Source organism: Azospirillum sp. TSH20, from assembly GCF_003115935.1.
Classification (GTDB): Bacteria; Pseudomonadota; Alphaproteobacteria; order Azospirillales; family Azospirillaceae; genus Azospirillum.
The window spans coordinates 144,606-169,084 of the sequence record NZ_LGQU01000022.1 but is presented as its reverse complement, the minus strand read 5'-3'; the positions used below and the strand labels follow the sequence as shown (position 1 = coordinate 169,084).

Annotated in this window: 23 protein-coding genes; 12 read left to right on the top strand and 11 right to left on the bottom strand. The window is 66.9% G+C overall.

The features are described from left to right. Nucleotides 1-39 precede the first annotated feature (39 nt). The 3 genes from purD to TSH20_RS06180 all read left to right on the top strand — a co-directional run bounded on the left by purD (nt 40) and on the right by TSH20_RS06180 (nt 2,124). Entirely contained in the window at nt 40-1,326 is a 1,287-nt protein-coding gene (gene purD, locus TSH20_RS06190) for a phosphoribosylamine--glycine ligase (protein ID WP_109073899.1), read from the top strand. A 79-nt stretch (nt 1,327-1,405) separates the two neighbouring features. Next, entirely contained in the window at nt 1,406-1,735 is a 330-nt protein-coding gene (locus tag TSH20_RS06185) for a nucleotidyltransferase domain-containing protein (protein WP_109073898.1), read from the top strand. Beyond that, complete coding sequence (locus TSH20_RS06180; protein ID WP_158281959.1) at nt 1,732-2,124, top strand: HEPN domain-containing protein; 393 nt, start codon at nt 1,732-1,734, stop codon at nt 2,122-2,124. The genes TSH20_RS06185 and TSH20_RS06180 overlap by 4 nt, the downstream gene beginning before the upstream one ends. Nucleotides 2,125-2,193: 69 nt before the next feature. Here the strand turns inward: TSH20_RS06180 and TSH20_RS06175 are convergent, their stop codons facing one another. After that, nucleotides 2,194-3,699, bottom strand: coding sequence for a PAS domain-containing protein (locus TSH20_RS06175; RefSeq protein ID WP_109073896.1), 1,506 nt, complete (start codon nt 3,697-3,699; stop codon nt 2,194-2,196). A gap of 242 nt (nt 3,700-3,941) precedes the next feature. Beyond that, a complete protein-coding gene (locus TSH20_RS06170; protein WP_109073895.1) occupies nt 3,942-4,394 on the bottom strand; it encodes a nucleoside deaminase in 453 nt (150 codons plus the stop codon). A gap of 105 nt (nt 4,395-4,499) precedes the next feature. Here TSH20_RS06170 and TSH20_RS06165 point away from each other — a divergent pair, with 105 nt between their 5' ends. The 3 genes from TSH20_RS06165 (at nt 4,500) to oxlT (ending at nt 8,461) form a co-directional block, all read left to right on the top strand. Continuing rightward, complete coding sequence (locus TSH20_RS06165; protein ID WP_109073894.1) at nt 4,500-5,915, top strand: pseudouridine synthase; 1,416 nt, start codon at nt 4,500-4,502, stop codon at nt 5,913-5,915. Then, the gene (gene rsmD / locus TSH20_RS06160; RefSeq protein WP_109074074.1) at nt 5,896-6,456 is read left to right on the top strand and encodes a 16S rRNA (guanine(966)-N(2))-methyltransferase RsmD; all 561 of its coding nucleotides are present in this window, start codon (nt 5,896-5,898) and stop codon (nt 6,454-6,456) included. The genes TSH20_RS06165 and rsmD overlap by 20 nt, the downstream gene beginning before the upstream one ends. Nucleotides 6,457-7,117: 661 nt before the next feature. Then, nucleotides 7,118-8,461, top strand: coding sequence for an oxalate/formate MFS antiporter (oxlT, locus tag TSH20_RS06155; RefSeq protein ID WP_109073893.1), 1,344 nt, complete (start codon nt 7,118-7,120; stop codon nt 8,459-8,461). Nucleotides 8,462-8,554: 93 nt separating this feature from the next. On the opposite strand, the gene TSH20_RS06150 is transcribed toward oxlT, so the two are convergent. Beyond that, nucleotides 8,555-8,776: a hypothetical protein gene (locus TSH20_RS06150; protein ID WP_109073892.1), complete on the bottom strand. Its 222-nt coding sequence runs from the start codon at nt 8,774-8,776 to the stop codon at nt 8,555-8,557. Between the two features lie 312 nt (nt 8,777-9,088). Here TSH20_RS06150 and TSH20_RS06145 point away from each other — a divergent pair, with 312 nt between their 5' ends. Further along, on the top strand, nt 9,089-10,774 hold the full coding sequence (locus tag TSH20_RS06145) for an alpha-amylase family protein (protein WP_109073891.1): 1,686 nt from the start codon (nt 9,089-9,091) through the stop codon (nt 10,772-10,774). On the opposite strand, the gene TSH20_RS06140 is transcribed toward TSH20_RS06145, so the two are convergent. Then, a complete protein-coding gene (locus TSH20_RS06140) occupies nt 10,771-11,178 on the bottom strand; it encodes a helix-turn-helix domain-containing protein (protein WP_109073890.1) in 408 nt (135 codons plus the stop codon). The two genes, TSH20_RS06145 and TSH20_RS06140, sit on opposite strands and share 4 nt — an antisense overlap. A gap of 132 nt (nt 11,179-11,310) precedes the next feature. Between TSH20_RS06140 and TSH20_RS06135 the strand changes: the two genes are divergently transcribed. Further along, on the top strand, nt 11,311-11,922 hold the full coding sequence (locus TSH20_RS06135) for an NAD(P)-dependent oxidoreductase (protein WP_109073889.1): 612 nt from the start codon (nt 11,311-11,313) through the stop codon (nt 11,920-11,922). 55 nt (nt 11,923-11,977) lie between these two features. Here the strand turns inward: TSH20_RS06135 and TSH20_RS06130 are convergent, their stop codons facing one another. From TSH20_RS06130 to TSH20_RS06115, 4 genes are read right to left on the bottom strand one after another with little or no spacing between them, the layout of a single operon-like run. After that, nucleotides 11,978-12,352 carry a helix-turn-helix domain-containing protein gene (locus tag TSH20_RS06130; RefSeq protein ID WP_109073888.1) on the bottom strand — a complete coding sequence of 125 codons (375 nt, stop codon included), beginning with the start codon at nt 12,350-12,352 and terminating at the stop codon, nt 11,978-11,980. Nucleotides 12,353-12,354: 2 nt separating this feature from the next. Continuing rightward, a complete protein-coding gene (locus TSH20_RS06125; protein WP_109073887.1) occupies nt 12,355-12,651 on the bottom strand; it encodes a type II toxin-antitoxin system HigB family toxin in 297 nt (98 codons plus the stop codon). A gap of 39 nt (nt 12,652-12,690) precedes the next feature. Next, nucleotides 12,691-14,604, bottom strand: a complete 1,914-nt coding sequence (gene mutL / locus TSH20_RS06120; protein WP_109074073.1) for a DNA mismatch repair endonuclease MutL — start codon at nt 14,602-14,604, stop codon at nt 12,691-12,693. Nucleotides 14,605-14,664: 60 nt separating this feature from the next. Beyond that, nucleotides 14,665-15,030, bottom strand: a complete 366-nt coding sequence (locus TSH20_RS06115) for a hypothetical protein (protein WP_109073886.1) — start codon at nt 15,028-15,030, stop codon at nt 14,665-14,667. Nucleotides 15,031-15,277: 247 nt separating this feature from the next. Between TSH20_RS06115 and TSH20_RS06110 the strand changes: the two genes are divergently transcribed. Next, the gene (locus TSH20_RS06110; protein WP_109073885.1) at nt 15,278-16,492 is read left to right on the top strand and encodes a DUF3095 family protein; all 1,215 of its coding nucleotides are present in this window, start codon (nt 15,278-15,280) and stop codon (nt 16,490-16,492) included. 28 nt (nt 16,493-16,520) lie between these two features. Here the strand turns inward: TSH20_RS06110 and TSH20_RS06105 are convergent, their stop codons facing one another. Further along, nucleotides 16,521-16,958, bottom strand: coding sequence for a YccF domain-containing protein (locus TSH20_RS06105; protein ID WP_109073884.1), 438 nt, complete (start codon nt 16,956-16,958; stop codon nt 16,521-16,523). A 284-nt stretch (nt 16,959-17,242) separates the two neighbouring features. On the opposite strand from TSH20_RS06105, the gene TSH20_RS06100 reads away from it, so the two are divergent. Next, nucleotides 17,243-17,791 (top strand): hypothetical protein, encoded by a 549-nt coding sequence (locus TSH20_RS06100; protein ID WP_109073883.1) that lies wholly within the window; start codon nt 17,243-17,245, stop codon nt 17,789-17,791. Nucleotides 17,792-18,031: 240 nt separating this feature from the next. Further along, nucleotides 18,032-18,733 carry an alpha/beta hydrolase gene (locus tag TSH20_RS06095; protein ID WP_109073882.1) on the top strand — a complete coding sequence of 234 codons (702 nt, stop codon included), beginning with the start codon at nt 18,032-18,034 and terminating at the stop codon, nt 18,731-18,733. A 71-nt stretch (nt 18,734-18,804) separates the two neighbouring features. Here TSH20_RS06095 and TSH20_RS06090 read toward each other — a convergent pair whose 3' ends face one another. Both TSH20_RS06090 and TSH20_RS06085 read right to left on the bottom strand, forming a co-directional pair. Further along, entirely contained in the window at nt 18,805-19,476 is a 672-nt protein-coding gene (locus TSH20_RS06090; protein ID WP_109074072.1) for a response regulator transcription factor, read from the bottom strand. A gap of 300 nt (nt 19,477-19,776) precedes the next feature. Beyond that, nucleotides 19,777-20,457 (bottom strand): response regulator transcription factor, encoded by a 681-nt coding sequence (locus TSH20_RS06085; RefSeq protein ID WP_109073881.1) that lies wholly within the window; start codon nt 20,455-20,457, stop codon nt 19,777-19,779. Nucleotides 20,458-21,037: 580 nt separating this feature from the next. On the opposite strand from TSH20_RS06085, the gene TSH20_RS35620 reads away from it, so the two are divergent. Then, nucleotides 21,038-24,463, top strand: a complete 3,426-nt coding sequence (locus tag TSH20_RS35620) for a UvrD-helicase domain-containing protein (RefSeq protein ID WP_247871518.1) — start codon at nt 21,038-21,040, stop codon at nt 24,461-24,463. The last annotated feature ends 16 nt before the right edge of the window (nt 24,464-24,479 follow it).

The window sequence follows — 24,479 nt, the reverse complement described above, 5'->3', positions numbered from 1 at the left end:
GGCGCGCAGATCGCAACAAGGCGGAAGGAGCGCCACCCCATGAAAGTCCTCGTCGTCGGATCGGGCGGTCGTGAGCACGCGCTCTGCTGGGCCATTGCCAACTCGCCGCTGTGCGACGCGCTCTATTGCGCGCCGGGCAACGCCGGCATCGCCGATGTCGCCACGCTGGTTCCCATCGGGTCGGAAGACGTTGATGGGTTGGTGCGCTTCGTCCAGGACAATGCCATCGACTTCGTCGTCGTCGGTCCGGAAGGCCCGCTGGTGCTGGGGCTGGTGGACAAGCTGACCGCGCTGGGCGTCAAGGCCTTCGGCCCCAGCGCCGCGGCGGCGGAGCTTGAAGGCTCCAAGGGCTTCATGAAGGACATCCTGGCGAAATACGGGGTGCCCACCGCCTTCTATGAGCGCTTCAAGGACCCGGAGGCCGCCAAGGCCTATGTCCGCAAGCATGGCGCGCCCATCGTGGTGAAGGCCGACGGGCTCGCCGCCGGCAAGGGCGTCACCGTCGCCCGAACCGAGCAGGAAGCCTTCGAGGCGATCGACGACGCGCTGGTCGGCGGCCGTTTTGGCGCCGCCGGTGCCGAAGTGGTGGTGGAGGAGTTCCTGGACGGCGAGGAGGTCAGCTTCTTCGCGCTGTGCGACGGTGAGAACGCGCTGCCGCTGGCATCCGCCCAGGACCACAAGGCGGTCGGCGACGGCGACACCGGTCCCAACACCGGCGGCATGGGCGCCTATTCCCCCGCGCCGGTGCTGACCCCCGACCTGCAGGATCGCGTGATGCGCGAGATCATCCTGCCGACGGTCAAGGGCATGGCGGCGGAAGGCAAGCCGTTCAAGGGCGTGCTGTTCGCCGGCCTGATGATCATGCAGACGCCGGACGGCCCGGTGCCGAAGACGCTGGAGTTCAACGTCCGCTTCGGCGACCCGGAATGCCAGACGCTGATGATGCGGCTGAAGTCCGACGCGCTGGCGGCGCTGGTGGCGGCGGCCGACGGGGTGCTGGACAGCATCGACCTGCGCTGGCACGACCAGACCGCGCTTTGCGTGGTGATGGCGGCCAACGGCTATCCGGGGGACTATGCCAAGAACACCGAGATTCGCGGGCTGGACAAGGCCGGCGCGGTGGAGAATGTGACCGTCTTCCACGCCGGCACCAAGCGGGCCGAGGACGGCCGGGTGTTGTCGGTCGGCGGCCGGGTGCTGGGCGTCACCGCGCTGGCCCCGACGGTGGCGGAGGCGCAGGCGGCTGCCTACAAGGCGGTGGACGCGCTGGACTGGCCGGACGGCTTCTGCCGCCGCGACATCGGCTGGCGGGCGGTGGGGCGGTAAGGGTAAGGGAAGAACCTACAAAAACAGTCCCGAAGGGACTATTTTGAACTTGGTCCCAACTGAAGCCGTTTGCCCCGGTATGGACACCGCTCCCCAGACCCGCGCGGCCATCGCCGCATTCCGCCAGGGGGCCGAAGCCGTCTTCGGCTCCCGTCTGGATTCGATCCTGTTGTTCGGCTCACGGTCGCGCGACGACTATACCGACGAGTCCGATCTCGATCTGGCCGTGATCCTGAAGGATGAGCCGGCCGATCCGTTGGAGGAGGCGGATCGGGTCATGGACATTGCTTTCGTGCCGACCATGGACGCGGGCCGGATCGTCCAGCCTTTCGTCTGGTCGGTACGGACGTTGCGCACGTCCCAACATCCGCTGATCAAGACGGTTCGGGAGCAGGGAGTGCCGGTGTGACCGGAACCATTGATCCTCTGGCACGGTTGGGCCGGGCCGAAGAAGCTCTGAACGCCGCAAAGCTCCTTTATTCGGGTGGATTTCCGCGTGACTGCGTCAATCGTGCGCATCTGGCGATGGACTTGGCGGCATTGGCGATCCTGACCCGTTACGGATTCGGCTCGAAGTCGCATCGGGGCGTACAGGCTCTTTTCTTCGACCATGTCGCGAAGCCCGGTCTGATGCCGATGGAGCATGCCCAGGCGCTTGCGGCGGCATTGCGCGACCGCCTGCTGACCGATTACGAGGAACCCGCGGCGGACGTGACGCGCGAGCGTGCGGCCAAGCATCTCGCCAACGCCGAACATTTCCTCGGTGACGTCCGCTCTCTGCTGACCGCCGCCTCCTGAAAAATCCCCCGGCGCGTATTTTCCATGGAATAGGGGGGCGCATCGCTGCGCCCCCTTTTCATGTCAGCATCACGCCCGCAGCCGTTCCGACGCGGTTGCGATGTTCTGCGACACCACCTCGATGTCGCGGACCACGCGGGTGACGCTATGGGCGATCTCCTTGGTCGCCGATTCCTGCTGCGATACGGCGGCGGCGATGGTGGTGGAGATCTGCTGGACATCGGTGACGATGGCGCCGATGCGGCGGATGGCGTCGACGGCGTGCAGCGCTTCCTGCTGGACCGAGGCGATCTGCGCGGCGATGTCGTCGGCGGCACTGCCGCTCTGCTGGGCCAGCGACTTCACCTCATTCGCCACGACGGCGAAGCCGCGGCCGGCCTCTCCGGCGCGGGCGGCCTCGATGGTCGCGTTGAGCGCCAGCAGGTTGGTCTGCGACGCGATGCTGTTGATCAGCTTGGTGATGGCGCCGATGCGCTCCGCCGAAGTGACCAGGGCTTCCACCGCGGCGTTGGTGCGCGACGCCTCCTCGGACGCCTTCAGCGAGGCGCCCGACGCTTCGTTGGCGCGGCTGCTGATGTCGGAGATCGAGGCCGACAGCTCCTCCGTCGCGGCGGCGACGGTCTGGGCGTTTGCGGTGGCGCGGTCGGCGGCGGTGCCCACCTCGCGGTCCAGCGATTCGGCAAGTCCGGAAACGGTGCGGCGGCGCTCGCCGTCCATCTCCACCTGCCGCAGTTCGGACAGCTTCTCCGCATCGATGTCGATCAGCGATCCGCAGGCGCGCAACGCCACGCCGTTGTTGTCGCGGGCGACGCCGCCGATGGCGCGGAACCAGCGATAGCTGCCGTCCTTCACCTTCAGCCGGTAATCGACATCATAGCCGGTACGGCCGCTGCGGTCGTTGAGGCAGGCCATGAAGGCGTCGAAGGTCGGCTTGGCATCGTCCGGATGCAGCCGGTCGGCCCAGGAACCGACCTTGTCCGGAAAGCCTGCCTTGTCGTCGCGGTCGAAGCCGGCGAGACGGCGGAATTCCGGCGACCAATGCCAACGGCTCTGCGCATGCATCGGATCGCCATTGTGGAAGACCGCATCCCACAACCCGACACCGGCGTGGCGGTCGAGCAGCTTTGCCCGCTCCAGTTCATTGCGCTCGGCATTGATGTCGATCAAGGAACCGCAGGCACGCAGCGCCAGACCGCTGCTGTCGCGGGCGACACCGCCGATGGCGCGGAACCAGCGATAGCTGCCGTCCTTCACCTTCAGCCGGTAATTCACATCGTAGCCGGTACGGCCGCTGCGGTCGTTCAGGCAGGCCATGAAGGCGTCGAAGGTCGGCTTGGCATCGTCCGGATGCAGCCGGTCAGCCCAGGAACCGACCTTGTCCGGAAAGCCTGCCTTGTCGTCGCGGTCGAAGCCGGCGAGTCGGCGGAACTCCGGCGACCAGTGCCAACGGCTTTGCGCGTGCATCGGATCGCCGTTGTGGATCACCGCATCCCAAAGCCCGACACCCGCATGGCGCCCCAGCAGGGCCAGCTCTTCGGCGGCCTGATTGTCCTGCGGCTTGCGGAACGACAACATTTCGTAACTCCTGATGGCTGAAGGCGGTCAGCGCATCATGAGCATATATTCGCTAAACAAACACTTAACAGAGTGAACCGTATTTACACGAACTATATGCGTCGGTTGTTCCGGAAGGGGGATTTTCACCTGTCTTTGCTATGGCATGAGTTGCGGGGCATAAGCCTGACCGTTGCGCAATTCTATTGCATGGCGCCGGCAATAACATTGCGTCGCGGAGCCGGCTGAGACCCGCGGGGCGCTCACCGCCGCTCCCTGAAGAACCCCCGCAGCAGCGCGCCCGCCCGTGTTTCCCCGATGCCGCTGTAGACCTCCGGCACGTGGTGGCAGGTGGGCTGAGTGAAAAAGCGCGGACCGTGGTCCACCGCGCCCCCCTTGGGATCATAGGCACCGTAATAGACCCGCCGGATGCGGGCGAAACTGATCGCCGCGGCGCACAGTGCGCAGGGTTCCAGAGTCACATAGAGGTCGCAGCCGGGCAGGCGGGGCTGGCCGCGGGCGGCGCAGGCCTCGCGGATCGCCAGCAACTCGGCATGGGCGGAGGGGTCGCACAGCTCCTCGGTCCGGTTGCCGGCGGTGGCGAGGACGGAGCCCGTCGCGGGGTCGACGACGACGGCGCCAACCGGCACCTCGCCACGCGCGGCGGCGGCCTCGGCGGCGGCGAAGGCAAGGTCCATATAGCGGGGAGACGGCATGGCCGGGCAAGGTGCCAACCCCGCTGGGAGCGCGTCAACCGGATTCCGGCGTCCGGGCACTGGACTCGTGTTGCGGGCGGCGCGTCCAGGCCCTATGGTCCGGCCATGGACCGCTCCGATACCGCCAAGAAATCCAAATCCGCCGCCACCCCTGCCGCCGGCCCCGCCGCCGACGGCGGCGAACGCATCGCCAAGCGACTGGCGCGCGCCGGGCTCTGCTCGCGCCGCGACGCCGAACGCTGGATCGCCGAGGGCCGCGTCGCGGTCAACAGCCGCGTGCTCGACAGCCCCGCCTGCGTGGTCCGTCCCGGCGATATCGTGCAGGTCGACGGCAAGGTCATTCCGGAGCCGGAGCCGGCCCGCCTGTGGCGCTATCACAAGCCGTCGGGGCTGGTCACCACCGCCCGTGACGAGAAGGGGCGCGAAACCGTCTTCGACCGCCTGCCGCCCGAGTTGCCGCGCGTGGTCTCCATCGGCCGTCTCGACCTGACGACCGAGGGGCTGCTGCTGCTGACCAACGACGGCGAACTGGCACGCTTCCTGGAACTGCCGGCCACCGGCTGGACCCGCCGCTACCGAGTGCGCGTCTTCGGCGAGGTGGACGAACGGCAACTGGCGGCGCTGGAGAAGGGTCCGACCATCGAAGGCGTCAAGTACGGCCCGATCGAGGCCGCGCTGGACCGCATCCAGGGCCGCAATGCCTGGCTGACCGTCAGCCTGAAGGAAGGCAAGAACCGCGAGATCCGCAAGGTCATGGAGTCGCTTGGGCTCCAGGTGAACCGGCTGATCCGCGTCGCCTATGGCCCCTTCCAGCTCGGCAAGCTGGAGGAGGGCGCCGTCGAGGAGGTGCCGAAGCGCGTCGTCCGCGAACAGATCGCCCCCTTCTTCGGCACGCCCGAAGGGGCGGAGCCTGCCGAATCTGGGACCAAGCAACGCGCGAAGGCACGCGCCGATGCGGCGGTGAAGGCCGCTCCGGCGAAGGCGGCTTCCGGCGGCCGTGCGACCGGCAAGACGGATGCGAAGGCGGACGCCAAAACCGCTCCGAAGCGCGCGCCGCGCTCCGCCACCAAGCGGCACGAGGCCGAAGCCGCCCGCACCGAAGAGGCCAAGCCGGCCCGGCGCGGCGCATCGACCCGTGGCACCCTGTCGCTGGGCGGTGGTGCGGCGGCCAAGCCGGGTCGTCCCGGCAAGCCAGAGGGCGCGCGGTCCGACACCCGGCGGCCCGACGCAGGCCGGTCCGAGTCCCCGCGCTCCGAAGGCGCCCGTTCGCGGGATGCCAAGCCCCGGGAGGCTAAGCCGAGAGACGGCAAGGCTCCGGGCTTCAAGGCGGCCGAGTCCAAGGCGGCAGGACCCAAAACTGCGGGTCCCAAATCCACTGGCCCCAAATCCGCCGGCCCGAAGGGGAACGGCCCGAAGGGTGCCGGCCCGGCGCCGCGGGGCGGGCCGAAGGGCGGCGGCGACAGGTCCGGTGGCGGTGCTGGCGGACGGACGGAGCGCCCGCGTGCGGATCGTCGGCGGTAAGCATCGCGGCCGCAGTCTGGTGGCGCCGGGCGGGCGCGACACCCGCCCCACCACCGACCGCACCCGGCAAGCCATCTTCAACATCCTGGCCCATGCCGACTGGACGCCCGAGTTCGAGGGCGCCGCGGTTGTCGACGCCTTCTGCGGCACCGGCGCGCTGGGGCTGGAAGCCCTGTCGCGCGGGGCGTCCTGGTGCGGCTTCCTCGACATGGGCCGGCCGGCGCTGGACGCCGTGCGCGCCAATGTCGAGGCGTTGCGCGAAGCGGCGAACGCTCAAATCCTGCGCGCCGACGCGACCAAGCCACCCCCGGCGTCTCACGCCTGCACGCTGGCCTTCCTCGACCCGCCCTATGGCCAGGGGCTGGCGCCGCGCGCGCTGGAGGGGTTGCTGCGCGCCGGCTGGCTGGCCGACGGCGCTCTCGCGGTGGTTGAGGTTGCCGATCGCGATCCCTTGCCTCTTCCCGACGGTTTCACGGCGGTCGATGAACGCCGCTATGGCGACACCCGCGTCGCCTTCCTGACGGTCCGCCGCCCGGCCTGACCGCAGGGACGGACACCGCGGCCCCCTCCCCGGGGTTGCCGGTCCGCTGCTTCAATCCCCCGAGTTTCATTTTTTGCCGACCATGCCCAAAGGCCGGTGGTGACGCATCCCTTGCGTTCCAAGACGGACATCCGTGTTTTTCCATCATGCGGAAAGACGAAACGGACTGTTGAGTTCCAAAACAATCCGAGCAAAAGATCATGTGTCGCCGATGCGGTTCCTTATGGAAACGGCGGCATCTATCTATCTCCTAAGACTGCACACCCTCGTTCGAGGGGGCCGTGCAGGTACCGGCACGGCTTCTTTTTGCAGAACCTACGTCAAAGCGGGTGAACCGACACAAGAACCGGTGTGGACCGGGCATCCGGCGCGACGCGAATTGTAGCTTTTACTTTGTCTGACTGTATGCCTACGGCGTCGATCCGTCCGTCGGTGTCTTTTTGTCCCCGGTTTTGGCATACCAGATTACATATCTGGCATTCCTAAATCGGGACAATCGAACTCCGAGCGATTGTCGGCATCCGCGCCGAGTTCCGGAAAGGAACCGTCAGCAAGAGCGGTCCGTCCGGGTCATTCCGCAATCGTGATTGGCGTGCCGGTCCCCGGGAGAGGGGCCGCGCCGCCGGCTCAGGCAAGTTAAACGGGAGGCACGATGGCTCATATGAATTCACAACCGGCGGCATCGGCGCCGCCGGTGACCGATGCGGTCCGCTGGACGCAGATCGTCGTCGGCATCGTCTGCATGGTGGCGGCGGCCAACATCCAGTACGCCTGGACGCTCTTCGTCCCGGAAATCCAGGCAACCCATGGCTGGACGCGCGCATCGATCCAGACCGCCTTCACCATCTTCGTCGTCGTGCAGACGTGGCTGACGCCGATCGAGGGCTATTTCATCGACAAATACGGCCCCCGCGTGATCGTCGCCGCCGGCGGCTTCTTCACCGGCCTGTCCTGGATCATCGACAGCTATGCCGGCACGCTCAGCATGCTGTATGTCGGCTCGGCCATCGGCGGCATCGGCGTCGGGTGCGTCTACGCCACCTGCGTCAACAACGCGCTGAAGTGGTTCCCGGAAAAGCGCGGTCTGGCGGTCGGCCTGACGGCGGGCGGCTATGGCGCCGGTTCGGCGCTCACCATCCTGCCGATCTCGGCGATGATCCACAGCAGCGGCTATCAGTCGGCCTTCTTCTGGTTCGGTCTGGTGCAGGGCGCCATCATCATCTGCGCCGCGCTGTTCCTGCGCATGCCGCAGAAGGAGCAGGTCAAGGCCTCCACCAAGGTCGCGCAGACCCGCCGCGACTACACGCTGGGCGAAGCGGTCCGCACGCCGGTGTTCTGGGTGATGTGGGCGATGTTCATCGGCACCGTCACCGGCGGCCTGATGGCGGTGGCCCAGCTGGGCGTCATCGCCCACGATCTGGGCGTGAAGGAAGCCCCGGTCAGCGTCTTCGGCCTGACCATGGCGGCTCTGCCCTTCGCCCTGATGCTGGACCGCGTGATGAACGGCATCTCGCGCCCGCTGTTCGGCTTCATTTCGGATCACATCGGCCGTGAGGCGACCATGTTCGTCGCCTTCACGCTGGAAGGCGTCGGCATCATCATGCTGAGCCGCTTCGGCCACGACCCGATGATGTTCCTGATCCTCAGCGGCATGGTCTTCCTGGCCTGGGGCGAAGTCTACAGCCTGTTCAGCGCCACCTCGGCCGACACCTTCGGCACCAAGCATGCCGGCAAGATCTACGGCGTCCTCTACTGCGCCAAGGGTGTCGCGGCGCTGCTGGTGCCGATGGGCAACCTGCTGATGGAAGCCACCGGCACCTGGGCGACCGTGCTGTACGTCACGGCCACCATGGACCTGACCGCGGCGGCCTGTGCGCTGCTGGTTCTGAAGCCGATGCTGGCCCGGCACCATGCCCGCAACGCCGAACTGGCGCGCCGTGCCGAGCAGGGTGAAACCGGACATTCCGTCCCGGTCGGGGCCGCCGCCAGCACCGCCAACGGGTAAGGGGACGGTTGGGGGGCTGGTTCAGGGAACTGGCTGATGGAAACGGGCCGGGGATGCGCAAAGCACCCCGGCCCATTTCGTCGGCCGCATCATTCATTCGATCCAGAAAGGGCGGTCCTTGGCCTTGTCGGACTTCGCCTCATTCTGGGCCGCCTGCTGGAAGCGGTCGGAGGAGAACAGGATGCCCGGCTCTTCCTCCGTCTCGTCCTTCTCGGGCTCGATCACGGTGAAGCCGCCGCGGCCGCTGGCCATATAGACGGCGTGGCCGATCATGCCGGTCAGCGCGAGGAACAGAAGGGCCTGGGTCTCGATCATGAGGAAAACGTCCTTATCGGGGAGGGGAGGGCGTCGACAGGAACAACAGCGCATGACCGCAAACGGCATCCCCCGCGGACGGCGATCGCCCACGGTGACGGCCAAGTCATGCTGTGCCGCAACATAAGCAAACTGGCATGCCACCGCAAAAAGTTTTGCATGCCAGATGCCGGATGCCTGACCTGCAACTTTGCCGCAGGGCCTCATACCGCCAAAGACCGATCCTCCGGCGCAACCAAACCGGCCCTGCCGCTGTTCCCCGCCTGTCGGCCCCGCTTTGGGCCGGGGATCGGCAAAAGGGATGGAGCGGCCATGATCCGGGACCTTTGGTACAAGAACGCGGTCATCTACAATCTGTCGCTATCGACCTTCATGGACGCCAACGCCGACGGTATCGGCGATTTCCAGGGGCTTTTGCGCCGATTGGACTATCTGCAGGGGCTGGGGGTGACCTGCCTGTGGCTGGGGCCGTTCCAGACCTCGCCGATGAAGGACGGCGGCTATGACGTCGCCGATTACTACAGCGTCGATCCCCGCTACGGCACGTTGGGCGACTTCGTGGAGTTCACCCATGCCTGCGAACAGCGCGGCATCCGCGTCATCATCGATCTGGTCATCAACCACACCTCCGACGAACATCCCTGGTTCAAGGACGCCCGCAGCGATCCCGACAGCAAGTATCGCGACTGGTATGTCTGGTCGGACAAGAAGCCGGAGAATGCCGACAAGGGCATGGTCTTTCCCGGCGTGCAGAAATCGACCTGGACCTATGACCGCGAAGCGAAGGCTTGGTATTTCCACCGCTTCTACAAGTTCCAGCCCGACCTGAACACCTCGCACCCGGAGGTGCATGCCGAACTGCTGAAGATCATGGGCTTCTGGATCCAGCTGGGTGTCGCCGGGTTCCGCATGGATGCCGTGCCCTTCATCATCGCGGAGAAGGGAGCGGACATCGCCAAGCCGAAGGAGCAGTTCGGCATGCTGCGCAGCTTCCGCGAATTCGTGCAGTGGCGGCGCGGTGACGCCGTGCTGCTGGCGGAGGCCAACATCCTGCCGGAGGACGACCTGGAATATTTCGGCGAGGACGGCGACCGCTGCCACATGATGTTCAATTTCCAGGTCAACCAGCACCTGTTCTATGCGCTGGCCACCGCCGACACCGGGCCGCTGGCCAAGGCGTTGGAGATCACCAAGCCGCGCCCGGCCACCGCGCAATGGGGCTGCTTCCTGCGCAACCATGACGAACTCGACCTCGGCCGGCTGACCGACGAGCAGCGCCAGGCAGTCTTCGCCGCCTTCGGGTCCGAAAAATCCATGCAGCTCTATGACCGCGGCATCCGGCGGCGGCTGGCGCCGATGCTGCACGACGACCGGCGGCGGATCGAGCTGGCCTACAGCCTGATGTTCACCCTGCCGGGGACGCCGGTCATCCGTTATGGCGATGAGATCGGCATGGGCGACGACCTGTCGCTGCCCGAACGCGAGTGCGCCCGCACGCCGATGCAATGGTCTGACGAGCCGCATGGCGGCTTCACCAAGTCCGACGACCCGGAAAGCCCGGTGATCAGCGGCGGCGTCTTCGGGTTCGAACGGATCAACGCCGCGATCCAGCGCCGCGATCCCGAATCGCTGTTGAACTGGACCGAACGCATCATCCGCATGCGCAAGGAGTGCCCGGAGATCGGCTGGGGCGATTTCCGCATCCTGAAGACCGGCCGGCCGGAGGTGCTGGCCCTGCGTTATGACTGGCGCAACAACGGCGTGGTGGTTCTGCACAACCTGTCGGACAAGCCCTGCGAGATCGTGCTGGACGTGGACGGGCACGGCGAGGCCTGCCGGCTGGTCAACCTGCTGTCGGAGGACCACAGCGAACCCGACGCCGAGGGCCGCCACCGTCTGGTGATGGAGGCCTATGGCTATCGCTGGTTCCGGGTCGGCGGGCTGGATTATCTGCTGCGCCGGACGGAGGCGGACGTGAAGCCGGGCAAGTCGGTCTAAGCGACGTCCAGCCGGGCCGGTCCATCCTCCTCGCTGCGGTCATAGGCGGACCGGGCTTCCAGCATCTGAGCGATGTGGGTCTCGGCCCACACGCGCAGGGGCACCAGCGTTTCGGCCAGCGTCGCGCCCAGCGGCGTGATCGAATATTCGACGGTGACCGGCACGGTGGCGAAGACCTTGCGGCTGACCAGCCCGTCGCGCTCCAGGCTTTTCAGGGTCTGCGACAGCATTTTCTGCGAGATGCCCTCGATCTCGCGGCGCAGCTGGTTGAAGCGCATCGGCCCGCTTTCCAGCAGACCGAGGATCAGCACCGTCCATTTGTCGGCGATCCGGTCCAGCGCTTGCCGCGTCGGACAAGCGGAGGCATAGGCGTTTCCATCCTGATCGGTTCCGCACTGGTGCATGACAAATCCCCCGGCAGCCGTCCGCCCGCGGTTACGCACGGGTGACCATGTAACAAAAAGGTGCCTTCTTTACACCAGATTTCCAACCGGCCATCAAGTCACCATTGGAAACCTGGTGAAAGGACACCTGCCATGAAGATCGCCATCATCGGTGCCGCCGGCCGCGCCGGCAGCCGCATCCAGGCCGAACTGCTGCGTCGCGGCCATAGCGTCACCGCCATCGTCCGCGACCCCGCCAAGGTCGCCGCCGCCCCCGGCCTGACGGTGAAGGCGGGCGATGCCAACGACGCCGGGACGCTCGCCCCGCTGCTGACCGGCCATGACGCGGTGGTCAGCGCCGTGATGTTCCTGATGGGCGATGCCGACAGCCTGATCGGCGCGGTGAAGGCTTCGGGCGTGCCACGCTATCTGGTGGTCGGCGGTGCCGGCAGCCTGGAGGTCGCCCCCGGCGTCCGCCTGATCGACACCCCGGAGTTCCCGGACCTCTACAAGGCCGAAGCCAGCAAGGGCGCCGAATTCCTCGACCGTCTGAAGGCCGAACCGGAGTTGAACTGGACCTTCCTGTCGCCGTCCGCCGAGTTCGTGCTGGGCGAGCGCTCCGGCAAGTTCCGGCTGGGCGACGACGCGCTGCTGGTGGACGGCGCGGGGCGCAGCTGGATCAGCTACGAGGACTTCGCCGTGGCGCTGGTCGACGAGATTGAGACGCCGAAGCACGAGCGCAAGCGGTTCACGGTGGGGTACTGAGGCTAGGCGGGCGGCGTTCGAAAAGGGCGCCGCCCGTTGTGTTGAGGAAGTCGAGTCAGGCTGCCCGCTGGACGGGATAGTCGCGCACCAGGATATCGACGGGGATATGCAGGCCTTCCGCCAGTCGTCGGATCATCGGCAGGGTCAAGGCACGCTTGCGATTCAGGATCTCGGCGACCCGGGCGCGGCTGCCGATCATCGGTTCCAGATCGTGCCGGGTCAGCCCGCGCTGTTCCATCATGAACTCGATGGCGCTGATCGGATCGCTCGGCGGGATCGGGTGGTTCGCCTCTTCATAGGCCTCCACCAGCATCATCAGGATTTCGAGCCGCGCACCGTCGGCGGTGTCGGGATCGGCGCCCCACAGGCGGTCGATTTCCTCCAGGGCGGCGGCGTGGTCCTGATCGGACCGGATCGGGCGAATATCCATGATTACACCGTCCTCACGTCGATGGAGTCGTATTCCCGATGCGTACCGACCCATTTCACATAAACCGTGCGGTACCGGTAATCGATCCCGGCAACGAGCCGGTATTTGTTGTCGGCGATGTTGAAGACCACCCGGTCACCCACGAAAGACGCTGAGCGGAACTGAGCCTTGACGGCTGCCGTATCCGCCCAGTCGACGTTGCGAACCACGTTGAACCAATCCGTCAACGGCGCCTCGCTGTCACCCCGACCGGGCTTTTCCCAATGCTCCCGCAGAGTTCGGCGTGAAATGATCCTCATGGAGGGAGCTTACATGTGCTCCCGTGGTGGGAGCAACCCCTACCTCCGCCCAAACAACCTCTCAATATCCGCCAACTTCAACTCCACGTACGTCGGCCGCCCATGATTGCACTGCCCGCTGTGCGGCGTCGCTTCCATCTGCCGCAGCAGCGCGTTCATCTCGTCGACGCTCAGCGTGCGGCCGGCGCGGACGCTGCCGTGGCAGGCCATCGTCGCGCAGACCTCCTCCAGCCGCTCCTTCAGGGACAGGGCGTCGCCCAGTTCGGACAGTTCTTCGGCAAGGTCGCGGATCAGGTTCTTCACGTCGGATTGGCCGAGCAGGGCCGGGACCTCGCGCACCATGACGCAGCCGTGGCCGAAGCCCTCGATCACCAGACCAAGCTCGGCCAGTTCGGCGCTGCGGGCCAGCAGGCGGTTGGCGGAGGGTTCGTCCAGCTCGATCAGTTCGGGGATCAGCAGGGCCTGACGCTTCACTCCACCGTCAAGCAGGGCGGCCTTCATCCGTTCATAGACCAGCCGTTCATGGGCGGCGTGCTGGTCGACGATGACGATGCCCTCGCGGGTCTGGGCCACGATGTAGGTGGTGTGGACCTGCGCCCGTGCCGCGCCCAGCGGGTGGCTGTCGGGCGGCGGCTCGGGCTTCTGCGCCGACGGGTCGGGGGTGCGGTATTCCGGCGGGCGGGCGCCAGGGGCGAAGCCGTTGCCGAAGCCGCTGAGACGGCCTTGCAAGGGCGGCAGGCCAGTCTGGGTCGGTGCCTGGAAGGCGGCGGAGCGCTCCGCCAGACCGCGCGGCACGGCGGTCGGCGTATAGGAGCCACCCCAACTCCCACCCGACCCGCCGCCGGAACGTCCGTAGGGGAGGGGGGAGGGGGTGAAGCCGCTGTCGCTCTCGCCGGACTGTTCTGGCCGAAGGGCGCCCAGCGTGGCGAGGCCGACGGTGGTGGAGGCGCGGTGGCCGGCCTCGGCCAGCGCGTGTTTCAGCGATCCGACGATCAGGCCGCGCACCAGACCCTGGTCGCGGAAGCGCACTTCAGCCTTGGCCGGGTGGACGTTCACGTCGACCTCCTGCGGGTCGATGTCGAGGAACAGTGCCAGCATCGGGTGGCGGTCGCGCGGCAGGAAATCGGCATAGGCGGCGCGCACGGCACCGACCATCAGCTTGTCGCGCACCGGGCGGCCGTTGACGAACAGGTGCTGGTGCTTGGCGGTCGGGCGGTGCAGGGTGGGCAGGCCGATCCAGCCGGCCAGCGACACGCCCTCGCGCTGCGCCATCACCGGCACGGCGTTCTCCTGGAAATCGCGGCCCATCAGGGCGCCCAGCCGGGTCAGCCGGGCGTCCAGCAATTCGCCCTGCGCCGCGCTCAGCCGCAGGCCGCCGCGCCCGCCGTCGCTGAGGGTGAAGGCGACGCCGGGATGGGCCATTGCCAGCCGCTCCAGGCAATCGGCGATGTGGTCGTATTCGGTGCGCGACGCCTTCAGGAATTTCAGCCGGGCCGGCACGGCGGCGAACAGGTCGCGCACCTCGATCCGCGTGCCCTGGGCCAGCGCCGCCGGCTGCGGCGATCCCTTGGCGCCGGCATCCACCGTCAGGCTCCAGGCGCTGTCGGCGCCGCGGGCGCGGCTGGTGATGGTCAGGCAGCTGACGGCGCCGATGGAGGGCAGCGCCTCCCCCCGGAAGCCGAGAGAGCGGATGTCGAGAAGATCGTCGCCCGGCAGCTTGGAGGTGGCATGGCGTTCGACCGCCAGAACCAGTTCGTCGGCGGTCATGCCGCAGCCGTCGTCGGTGACGGCGATCAGCGACTTGCCACCGTCGCGCGCCACCACGTCGATGCGGGTGGCGCCGGCATCGATGGCGTTCTCCACCAGCTCCTTGACGGCTGCGGCGGGACGCTCGACCACCTCGCCGGCGGCGATGCGGTTGACCAGTGTTTCGGGAAGCAGTCGGATCGGCATGCCCATAGATATAGTGGCAGCCGGCGCGCGGCACCACCATCTTCGGCCATGTTTGCGCGCTTACAGGCCCTTCAAGGCCTTCATGTAGTCGACCAGCTTGCGTTCGTAGAAGGGCTGCGGCGACTGGTAGCGGGCGACGAGGCCGGCCTCTGCGGTCAGCTTCACCACGATACCCATGCAGGACACGTCGACCGGATCGCCGCCGATGTCGAACTGCAGGCGGAAGTCGAACTTCTGCTTGGCGATCAGGTCGCCGTCATAGGGACGGATGCGGAAGGAACCGAGGACGAACTCCTCCGGCACATAGTCGTGGTGGTCGATCACGATCTTGGGCAGGGAGGACGGGCGCTCCTTGCGCGGTTCCGCGGCGGCCTTCGTGCCACCCGGTTCCTTGTTGCCTCCGGAAAATCTCGACAGCCAAGACATGAAGAGCGACGTCCCCTCGTTTCGAAGACCTGAAACCGTGCCGACATATTCCGACAGTTTCGGCGCCATATCCTTTAACAACGGTTAATGACGTAAGCATCGGTTACGGCATGGAAATTTCCGTATTCAGGATCCGCTTCGACGGTGATGTCGCTCGACTTTCAGGGTTCCACCACCCTGCCGTCCTGGCCGGGGGCGTGCTACGGTCGACCCTCGCCTTGCCGCTGCCCGTTGGGGAGGGTCCGTCATGCCGCTGTTGCCGGTGATCCGCGATTTCGCCGCCGAGGCCTCGGACCCACGCCGCTATGCGGCGCTGGACGGCGGATGGTCGCTGGCGGTGGCCGACGTCACCGGCAGCACGCAGCTGGCCGGGCAGGGTCGTCACCGTGACGTGAATTTCGTCGCCGCCGGGGTGGTCGCGGTGCTGTCCGACGCTGTACGGGTCGGGCAGGAGCAGGTGGCCTGCCAGTTCGGTGGCGACGGCGCCATCGCCGCGGTGCCGCCGGGGCGGGAGGACGCGGCACGGGCTGCGCTCTCGGCGCTTGCCCACTGGTCGGCGGAGGTGATGGACGTGCCGTTGCGCGTCGGGCTGGTGCCGGTGCGGGCGCTGCTCGACCACGGGCTTGAGGTGATGGCCGCCCTGCACGATGTCGGCAATGGCAACAGTTTCGGGCTGTTCCTGGGCGCCGGGGTGGTGGCCGCCGACGCCTGGGTGAAGGAGGATGCGCGATGGCGCCTGCCGCCGCGGAAAGGGCCGCTGCCCGGGCTGGAGTCGGTGTCCTGCCGCTGGAACCCGGTGCCGCCGCGGCGCGGAACCGTGCTGTGCGTCATCGTCGATGCGGTCGATTCCGGTGCGGCCGGGCTGCTGGAACTGGCCCGCGTCCAGCGCGCCATCGAAGCGATCGTGCCCACCGCCGGCGCCGCTCCGCTGGGGGTGGGGGAGCGGCTGGAGGCGCGCTGGCCGCCGGATTGGCGCTCCTTGCTGATGGAGGCGCGCGGCGGCCGGGACGGCGCCGGTTTGGGCACGCGCATCCGGCGGGTGGGCAAGGCTCTGGCCGGGTCGGGGCTGCTGGTTTTGCTGCTGAAGCTGGGGCTGACGCTTGGCGGCTTCGATCCGCAGCGCTACCGCCGCCACATGGCGGAGCGTACCGATTTCCGCAAATCGGCCGGCGGGCCGCGGCTGGTGCTGGACGTGACGGAGGGGGAGGCGGACGCGATCGAAAGGCTGCTGGCCCAGGCGGCCCAGGCCGGCTCGATCCGCTACGGCACCGCACGGGCCGATGCCACCACCGTCACCTGTCTGGTCGGCGATGTGACGGCCGACCGCCATGTGCATTTCGTCGACGGCGCCGGGCTGGGTTTCTGGCGCGCCTCGGTCATGCTGAAGGCGATGAAGGCGCGGGAAAAGGCTGGGCAGGAAGGCGGGGCGGCGAAGGGGATGGAAACCGCCGCCCCGAACTGAATTGGCGGAAAGTGCCGCAGGACCGGGATCAGAACCGTCCGGCCACGCGCCGGCCGGTATCGTCCGACGGCACGATCTCGGTCCCGATCGGCCAGAGAGCCAGCAGCGCAAGCTTCAGATGCGCCCAGGCGAAGGGCAGGCCGATGATGGTGATGGCAAGACCGACCGCCGAGATCAGATGGCCAAGCGCCAGCCACCAGCCGGCCAGCACGAACCAAACGACATTGCCGACGAAGCCCAAGGCGCCTGTGCCCATGTCTTCGCGCCCGCGGAACTCATCCCGGCGTACGGCGGTTTGCCCAAAGGGGAGCAGGGTGTAATGGGCGATGGTCAGGGCGGACCGGGCCCAGGGCAGGCCGACGATGGACAGAGCCATCAGAACCGCGGCCAACAGCCAGCCCAGCGCCATCCAGATGCCGCCGGTGACCAGCCACAGCAGGTTGAGGAGAAGACTGAGCAGAGACATGACACGAAACCCTCCCTTTCGCCGCAGATGTGGGGACGGTCGCACCGCGCGCCTAGAGGCGGGCCTTTCGAACCGTGGCCTTTCGGACTTTGGACACTCCAAAGATGGAGCACCCCGTCCGGCGGCGCGAAAGAGGGGGTGGTGTATGCCATCCATGCCTTGAACCGTATCCGTTCGGTCCACAGATCCGGTACAGGCATCATGACGACGCATCCGGACGGGTCCTTCGTCGGCAGCATCGCCGGCGGGCCGCCCGTTTCCGGTTCACACGGATCGGAGGCCGCATGAACGAGGCTTTGAACACCGACTCCGGCGCCGATGCGCCGAACGTCCCGGGCGACGGCGAATCGCTCTCGCCGGTGGTCGCTGCCATCCTCGGCACCGCCGTCGCGGCGGCGGCCAAGCGCGGCGGCAACGGCGATGTGGTCCGCGGGCTGATCGCCGGCCTGCGCATCCTGCGCGCCACCGTCGAGGAGGAGGCCGGCTACACCATGGCCGCCGCGGTCGACAACGCCATCCGCACCCGCCTGCTGGCCGACAACCTGTCGCGCCTGCGTGTCAGCGGGGAGAAGCCGCAGGCCATCCCATTGCCGGACCCCGGACCGGGTGCCAGCGCCGCGGCCGCCATCTTTGAAAGCGCCGCGGAATCCTGCCTGACCGTAAATGCCCATGCCGAGGACAACGGGCCTCTGGAACATGCGGTCTTCGCCTTCACCGCACAGTTGCTGCAACAGTTGGGTGGAGCGCCGGAATGGCGCAGTCTGGCCGGCGAGCTGCGCCGCCCGCTGGCGGTGGCACCGGATGGCGAGGGGGAGGAGGTGACCCTGCATTGAACGATCGCCTTGCCGGCCGGCGGCCTGTGGTCCGGACATGTCGGCAAGTCTTGGAATTTGCTTTGCTTTTGTCGTGTTTCGGCGGCGGCTGAAACCTTTTGCGGGCAGGGCGGCTTTTCGGGCCGTGTTAAGGTTTCTGCCCGATTTATCGTACGGGACGATTTGGGTTCCGCTTCGTTAGGGTTGGCTTCGGCGATGGGGCAGTCCCATCGCGGAACGCCAGCACCGGGGACCGCGACCGTGTTCTTTCACACCCAGCCTTCCACCGTCCGCGCCGGACGGGCAGATGCCGCCCGCTTTCCGGTGACCGGCTTGGCCGTGGATGGGACCGTGGACGGGGCGGGCGACCGCACGGCCGACCGTGCCGGCGATCCATCCGGACGGCGGGTGATCTTCCTTCATCCCGGCAAGGGGGCGTGGTGGCGCCTGTTGGACCATGTGCCGAAGGGCCAGGAATGGCTGACCGTGCCGGCGTCGGCCGGGGCGGCGATCCTGTCTCCCCTGCTGGTTGAGCGTGGCGGGCGCCGGCCGGTGCTGGTGGCGGGGGCGGTGACGGCGCCGCTCGCAATCGCCGCGGCGCTCGATTACCCGGAGCGGGTCGGTGGCGTGATGATCGTCGACGATGTCGGGGCCGAATCGCCGATGCGCCGCCGTTGGAATGCGCTGGCCACCCGTTTCGGTTGGGCGCTGCCGGCGGTGCTGTCCGGCGATCTGGGAGAGCTTGTTTCCGAATTGCCGGCGGTGAGGGTGCCGGTGACCCTGATGCAGGGCAGCGACCCGGCCGGCCTCTTCGCGCGGCTGGAGGACGGGCTGACCGGCTGCCGGACCTTGACGGTCGTCGCGGTGCCCGACGCCACCGCCGTCCGCCCGCGGACCCATGCGGCCGAACTGCGCGGCGCGCTGCTGGCGCTGGTCTCCGCAGTGGAGCGCGCCCAACGGTAAGAGGGCGGTAGGAGAAAAGAGGCGGTAGCGGACCTGCGCGGTGCAGGTCCTCCCGATCACAAACCCTGGCGTCACAAACTCTGGGCGGTAAGAGCGGCCTGGGTGCGGTTGCGGACGCCGAGATGCCGCAGGATCGCGGTGACGTGGACCTTCACCGTGCCTTCCGTCAGCCCCAGCTCATGGGCGATCTGCTTGTTGGATTTGCCGTCGCGCAGGCGGGCCAGAACGTCGCGCTGCCGTGGCGTCAGCTGGTCGCCGTTCCCGTTTCCCAGCGCCGTGGACTCGTCCATCGTGTCGCCGGAGCCGCTCCCGCCGTGGCCGCCATGCATCTGCTCGACACGGTCGCCGCCGCGGATCGCCTGTTCGGGAAGATAGATGCCGCCGGCAAGCACCAGCTGCAGCGCACCCAGCAGAACCTTGGCGCTGGAGGATTTCGGGATATAGCCGGCGGCGCCGTTCTCGAGGGCCGCCAGAAGGTCGGAGCGCTTCTCCGATCCCGACACCACCACCAGAAGCGCCTTCGGCAGGCTGGCATGGATGTCGCCCAGCGCCGAGAAGCCGGTCCAGCCCGGCATCCCGAGATCGAGCAGGATCAGGTCGAAGGGTCTGGTCCCATCGCACAGCGCCCGCACCTCGTCATAGGTGCTGGCTTCGAAAAACGTCATGTCGGCGTCGAATTGCGCCAGCAGCCGGCGCAGACCGTCTCGGAACAGCAGGTGATCGTCGGCGATCAGCACGTTCATCGCGGGCATTTCCAGAAGGTTGCGGCGATCCGACACCGGGATGGCGTCATCGGCCCGGACGTTCACATAGGAACGCCCGTTCTGACGCTGTAGTTCGCTTTTGGTCTTAGACCGCTTCCTCTATGCCCGTCGCACTTTCCTGGCCGAGGGGCAGGGTCACACCCCAAATTCAGTGCTCCGGAGACGGAAAAGCACTGCAAAAGGCAACGCTCCGCTCCGCCGACCGCCTGCCCCGGATGGATGGGGCGGGCGGCCAGGACGGAAGGCGGGCGAGACCTTTTGGCAGAGCGGTCGAATGGATCAGACGGTGGCGGCGACGCCGGCCTCGGCAGTCTGGTCGCCGATGCCGTTGTTCAACGCCCAGATGGCGGCCTGGGTGCGGTTGGAGGCGTTGATCTTGCGCAGCAGGCTCTTCAGGTGAACCTTCACGGTGGCTTCCGTGATGTTCAGGTGGTTGGCGATCATCTTGTTGCTGTTGCCGTTCAGCAGGCAGCGCAGGATCTGAACCTCGCGCTGCGACAGCCCCTTGCGGCGGGTCGGCAACTCGGCGCCCATGTCCTCGGTGCGGCCATTGACCAGCAGCTCGGCCAGATGGGTCGGGAACACCTTCTCGCCCATCATCACCAGCTTCAGCGATTGCATCAGCGCCTCGCAGGCGATGTCCTTCAGCAGATAGCCGCCGGCGCCTGCGCTCAAGGCCGCCGACAGCCGGCGGGTTTCCAGGTCGTTGGTCAGGATGACGACCTTGATCGACGGGTGGTTCTCACGCAGCGTGCGCATCGCATCGACTTCCTCGTCGGCGCCGCTCGGCAAGTCGATCAGGATCAGGTCGGGATTGGTGCCGGTGCCGAGCGCCGACAGGCCCTCGCGCAGGCTGCCGGCCTCGCCGACGACGTTGAAGGGCGTGCCTTCGAACAGGCGCTTCATGCCTTCACGGAAAAGCTTGTTGGCGTCGATGAGGAAAACGTTGATGGGATCCATGGTCTCAGCCCGCCTTTTGTTCCGTTCGGATCGATGTGGCGCCGATTGGCGCTTCGGAGGCATTCCCGACCTTCCGCTCCTGCGTCCGGCCCACTCACCCTCAGGGTTCGGGGGTGCCTCGTTGTGATCCATAGATACCCCCGATTTGCGCCGCGCAAAATTTCGCTTAGGTAAATTTCGCGTCGAGCAATGGGCATATGCCGTAAGCCTGCATAAGACAAGATGCGGACATAAATCAGCTCGCATTGGTCAGGTGGAATAACTGTCTGTGACAGAAAAGGGGAAATCGTTAACCTGACCCCTGTGACTTCGTCGGGACACTGAACTACAGCGGCGATGGACTGTCATAGAGAATGGATCCGGTGGATCAGGACTATGTCATCGCCCGTTGGTTGGAGTCCTACATCTCAACAGCTCGCCGTTCGGCATAAGCGTGGGCGCCGAGGCACGCGGTTCCCGAAGGGGTGAGGGGCTTCTCACGGGGGGTCGTGCCGGCCGGCTCTGTGCTGTATACGTTCTGACCGCAAGACAGCATTCGCATGCTTGAGCGGAATTTCGTTCATCCCCGGACCGGGACGCCATGTCAGACGCTTTTGATGATGATCCGCTGAACCACGCCGCTCCTGCCGCAGCCGTTCCCGCTGCTGCGCAGCGCTTCGCCTATCTGGACGGGCTGAACCCGACCCAGCGGGCGGCGGTGGAGGCTCTGGACGGACCGGTCCTGGTGCTGGCGGGTGCCGGCACTGGCAAGACGCGGGTGCTGACCACGCGGCTGGCCCATCTGCTGATGACGCGGCGCGCCGCCGCCTTCCAGATCCTGGCGGTGACCTTCACCAACAAGGCCGCCCGCGAGATGCGCGAGCGTGTCGCCCATCTGGTGGGGATCGAGCCGGAGGGCTGGTGGCTCGGCACCTTCCACGCGCTGGCCGCCCGCATCCTGCGCCGTCATGCCGAACTGGTCGGGCTGAAGTCGAACTTCACCATCCTCGACACCGACGATCAGGTCCGCCTGATCAAGCAGTTGCTGGAAGCCGCGAACATCGATTCCAAGAAGTGGCCGCCCCGTCAGGTGTTGGGCGCCATCGAGCGCTGGAAGGACCGCGGCCTGACCCCCGACCGTCTCGGCGACGCCGACGGCGGCGATGTGGCCGGCGGCAGGGTGGTGGCGATCTACCGCGCCTATCAGGAGCGCCTGCGCACCCTGAACGCCTGCGACTTCGGCGATCTGCTGCTGCACAACATCACGATCTTCCAGAACAATCCGGACGTGTTGGCGGAGTATCACCGTAAGTTCAAGTATGTTCTGGTGGATGAGTACCAAGATACGAACGTCGCACAGTATCTGTGGCTGCGGATACTCTCCCAGGCGCACAAGAACATCTGCTGCGTCGGGGACGAGGATCAGTGCCTGATCGCCGGCACGCCGGTGACCATGGCCGATGGTAGCGGGCGGGCCATCGAAGAAATCCAGGCCGGCGACGCCATCCTGTCCAACTATGGAAGCGGCGACCTGCGGCCGGCCATCGTCGCGCGGACCCATGTCAAACAGTATCGTGGCGAGGTCGTGGTCATCCGGACCAGCGCCGGCCGCCGCATCGTCAGTACGCCGGAGCATGTCCACTTCGCCGGCTATCGCCTCGGGCTGACGCCCCAGACCTACTTCACCTACCTGATGCACAAGGAAGGGATCGGCTGGCGGCTCGGCACGTCGCAGGTCTATACCGCGGGGCAAGTCAAGCCGATGGTCGGGTTCATGCAGCGCCTGCTGCAGGAACGGGCCGACGCGCTTTGGATCGTCGGAACCCACGCCAGCGAAAACGACGCGCGGGCCGACGAATACATCACGTCCCTGCGCTATCAGATCCCAACCCTCCCGTTTGTGCCGCGCAAGGGCAGGTCGGAGAATGGGCTGGTTCAGGATGCCGCCTATCTGTCGAAAGTCTTCTCGGCCTTCAACACCGACGAGAGCGCCGCACGCCTTCTGGCTGATCGGGGGCTGCCGGCGGACCATCCGCATCACCGCCCTCGCTCACGCAATGCCAGCCGGCGAAACGTCGTGGTGACGCTGTGCGGTGACCGGCGCGGCTCGACCCCGATGCACCGCATTTCCATCGTCGGCAACGACGAGCCGGGAAGTTCCGCGCTGAAGGAGCTTGGCTTCAGCATACGGGCTGCCAAAGCCGGATCCGACAGCTGGCGCGTGGAAACTGCGAACAAGGATTATGACCAGTTGATGGGCGAGGCGGAGCGGATCCGCAACGCTTTCGGTTCGGCGAACCTGATCCGCGTGGCGCGGCTGGGGACCAATTTGGGCGACGTGACGGAGGTGAACTCCCTTCCGTTCACGCCTGCCGCTTCGGTCCTTCCGGGCATGGCGATGTTCGCTGAGGATGGCAGTTACGACATCGTCGCTTCGGTAGAGCGGGAATTCTACGAAGGCACGGTTCACGATCTGGATATCGAGTCGACGCATAATTTTTCCGCCGATGGCATCTTCACCCATAATTCCATCTACGCCTGGCGCGGTGCCGAGATCGGCAACATCCTGCGTTTCGAGACCGACTTCCCCGGCGCCACCATCATCAAGCTTGAACAGAACTACCGCTCCACAGGCCATATCCTGGCCGCAGCCTCCGGCTTGATCGCCAACAACCAGGGGCGGCTGGGCAAGACGCTGTGGACCGAGGCCGACGGCGGTGAACCGGTCAAGGTCAAGGCGGTGTGGGACGGCGAGGAGGAGGCGCGATGGGTCGGCGAGGAGATCGAGACGCTCCAGCGCAAGGGCACCTCCCTGGCGCAGATCGCCGTGCTGGTCCGCGCCGGCTTCCAGACCCGCGAGTTCGAAGAACGCTTCATCACGCTCGGCCTGCCTTACAAGGTGCTGGGCGGCCCGCGCTTCTACGAGCGGCAGGAAATCCGCGACGCGCTGGCCTATTTCCGCGTGGTCAATTCCGGCGACGACGACCTGGCCTTCGAACGCATCGTCAACCTGCCCAAGCGCGGCGTCGGCCCGGCGGCGATGCAGTGCCTCTACACCGCGGCGCGGGCGCAGGGCATCCCGCTGACCGAGGCCGGCTGGGCGCTGACCGAGACGGACGAGCTGAAGCCGAAGCTGCGCGCCACCCTGCGCGGGTTGCTGCAGGACTTCTTCCGCTGGCGGACGCTGATGGCGACGGTTCCGCACACCGAGCTTGCCCGCACCATCCTGGACGAATCCGGCTACACCCGCATGTGGCAGGAGGACAAGACGCCCGAGGCGCCCGGACGGCTGGAGAACCTGAAGGAACTCATCACCGCCATGGCGGAGTTCGAGAACCTGCCGGGCTTCCTGGAGCATGTGGCGCTGGTGATGGAGAATGCCGAGGCCGCCGGGATCGAGCAGGTGACGGTGATGACCCTGCACGGCGCCAAGGGGCTGGAGTTCGACCATGTCTTCCTGCCGGGCTGGGAGGAGGGCGTGTTCCCCAACCAGCGCGCGCTGGACGAGACCGGCATCGCCGGGCTGGAGGAGGAACGGCGGCTGGCTTATGTCGGCCTGACCCGCGCCCGTCGCCGCGCCTATGTCAGCCATGCCGCCAACCGCCGGCTCTACGGCAACTGGGTCAGCGCCGTGCCGTCGCGCTTCGTCGAGGAAATCCCGCAGGACAATGTGGAGGCCGAGGCCGCCAACGGCCTGTTCGCCGGCAGCGGCGGCCGAGGGAGTTTCGGCGGCGGCTTTGGCAGCGGGGCAGGGGGGTATGGCGGAGGTGGCGGTTTCCAGTTCCGCGGCTCCACCCGGCAGGCGCCGGCGCCGAAGACGATCACGCTGGATCAGGGTGCCTATGCGGTGGCGCCGCGCGCGCGGCCCGATGCGCCCTTCGCCAAGGGAGCGCGGGTCTTCCACCAGAAATTCGGTTACGGCACCGTCGTCGCCGTGTCGGAGGACAAGCTGGAGATCGACTTCGATCATTCCGGCAGCAAGAAGGTGATGGACAGCTTCGTCGTGCCCGCCGAGAAGGCGGGCTGAATAGGGATATGCCCGG

Bases quoted from the DNA above. Each gene is read 5' to 3' on its own strand.
- purD (WP_109073899.1), top strand. From the start codon at position 40: ATGAAAGTCCTCGTCGTCGGATCGGGCGGTCGTGAGCACGCGCTCTGC.
- TSH20_RS06185 (WP_109073898.1), top strand. From the start codon at position 1,406: ATGGACACCGCTCCCCAGACCCGCGCGGCCATCGCCGCATTCCGCCAG.
- TSH20_RS06175 (WP_109073896.1), bottom strand. From the start codon at position 3,699: ATGTTGTCGTTCCGCAAGCCGCAGGACAATCAGGCCGCCGAAGAGCTG.
- TSH20_RS06170 (WP_109073895.1), bottom strand. From the start codon at position 4,394: ATGCCGTCTCCCCGCTATATGGACCTTGCCTTCGCCGCCGCCGAGGCC.
- TSH20_RS06165 (WP_109073894.1), top strand. From the start codon at position 4,500: ATGGACCGCTCCGATACCGCCAAGAAATCCAAATCCGCCGCCACCCCT.
- oxlT (WP_109073893.1), top strand. From the start codon at position 7,118: ATGAATTCACAACCGGCGGCATCGGCGCCGCCGGTGACCGATGCGGTC.
- TSH20_RS06150 (WP_109073892.1), bottom strand. From the start codon at position 8,776: ATGATCGAGACCCAGGCCCTTCTGTTCCTCGCGCTGACCGGCATGATC.
- TSH20_RS06145 (WP_109073891.1), top strand. From the start codon at position 9,089: ATGATCCGGGACCTTTGGTACAAGAACGCGGTCATCTACAATCTGTCG.
- TSH20_RS06140 (WP_109073890.1), bottom strand. From the start codon at position 11,178: ATGCACCAGTGCGGAACCGATCAGGATGGAAACGCCTATGCCTCCGCT.
- TSH20_RS06135 (WP_109073889.1), top strand. From the start codon at position 11,311: ATGAAGATCGCCATCATCGGTGCCGCCGGCCGCGCCGGCAGCCGCATC.
- TSH20_RS06130 (WP_109073888.1), bottom strand. From the start codon at position 12,352: ATGGATATTCGCCCGATCCGGTCCGATCAGGACCACGCCGCCGCCCTG.
- TSH20_RS06125 (WP_109073887.1), bottom strand. From the start codon at position 12,651: ATGAGGATCATTTCACGCCGAACTCTGCGGGAGCATTGGGAAAAGCCC.
- mutL (WP_109074073.1), bottom strand. From the start codon at position 14,604: ATGCCGATCCGACTGCTTCCCGAAACACTGGTCAACCGCATCGCCGCC.
- TSH20_RS06115 (WP_109073886.1), bottom strand. From the start codon at position 15,030: ATGTCTTGGCTGTCGAGATTTTCCGGAGGCAACAAGGAACCGGGTGGC.
- TSH20_RS06110 (WP_109073885.1), top strand. From the start codon at position 15,278: ATGCCGCTGTTGCCGGTGATCCGCGATTTCGCCGCCGAGGCCTCGGAC.
- TSH20_RS06105 (WP_109073884.1), bottom strand. From the start codon at position 16,958: ATGTCTCTGCTCAGTCTTCTCCTCAACCTGCTGTGGCTGGTCACCGGC.
- TSH20_RS06100 (WP_109073883.1), top strand. From the start codon at position 17,243: ATGAACGAGGCTTTGAACACCGACTCCGGCGCCGATGCGCCGAACGTC.
- TSH20_RS06090 (WP_109074072.1), bottom strand. From the start codon at position 19,476: ATGAACGTGCTGATCGCCGACGATCACCTGCTGTTCCGAGACGGTCTG.
- TSH20_RS06085 (WP_109073881.1), bottom strand. From the start codon at position 20,457: ATGGATCCCATCAACGTTTTCCTCATCGACGCCAACAAGCTTTTCCGT.
- TSH20_RS35620 (WP_247871518.1), top strand. From the start codon at position 21,038: ATGTCAGACGCTTTTGATGATGATCCGCTGAACCACGCCGCTCCTGCC.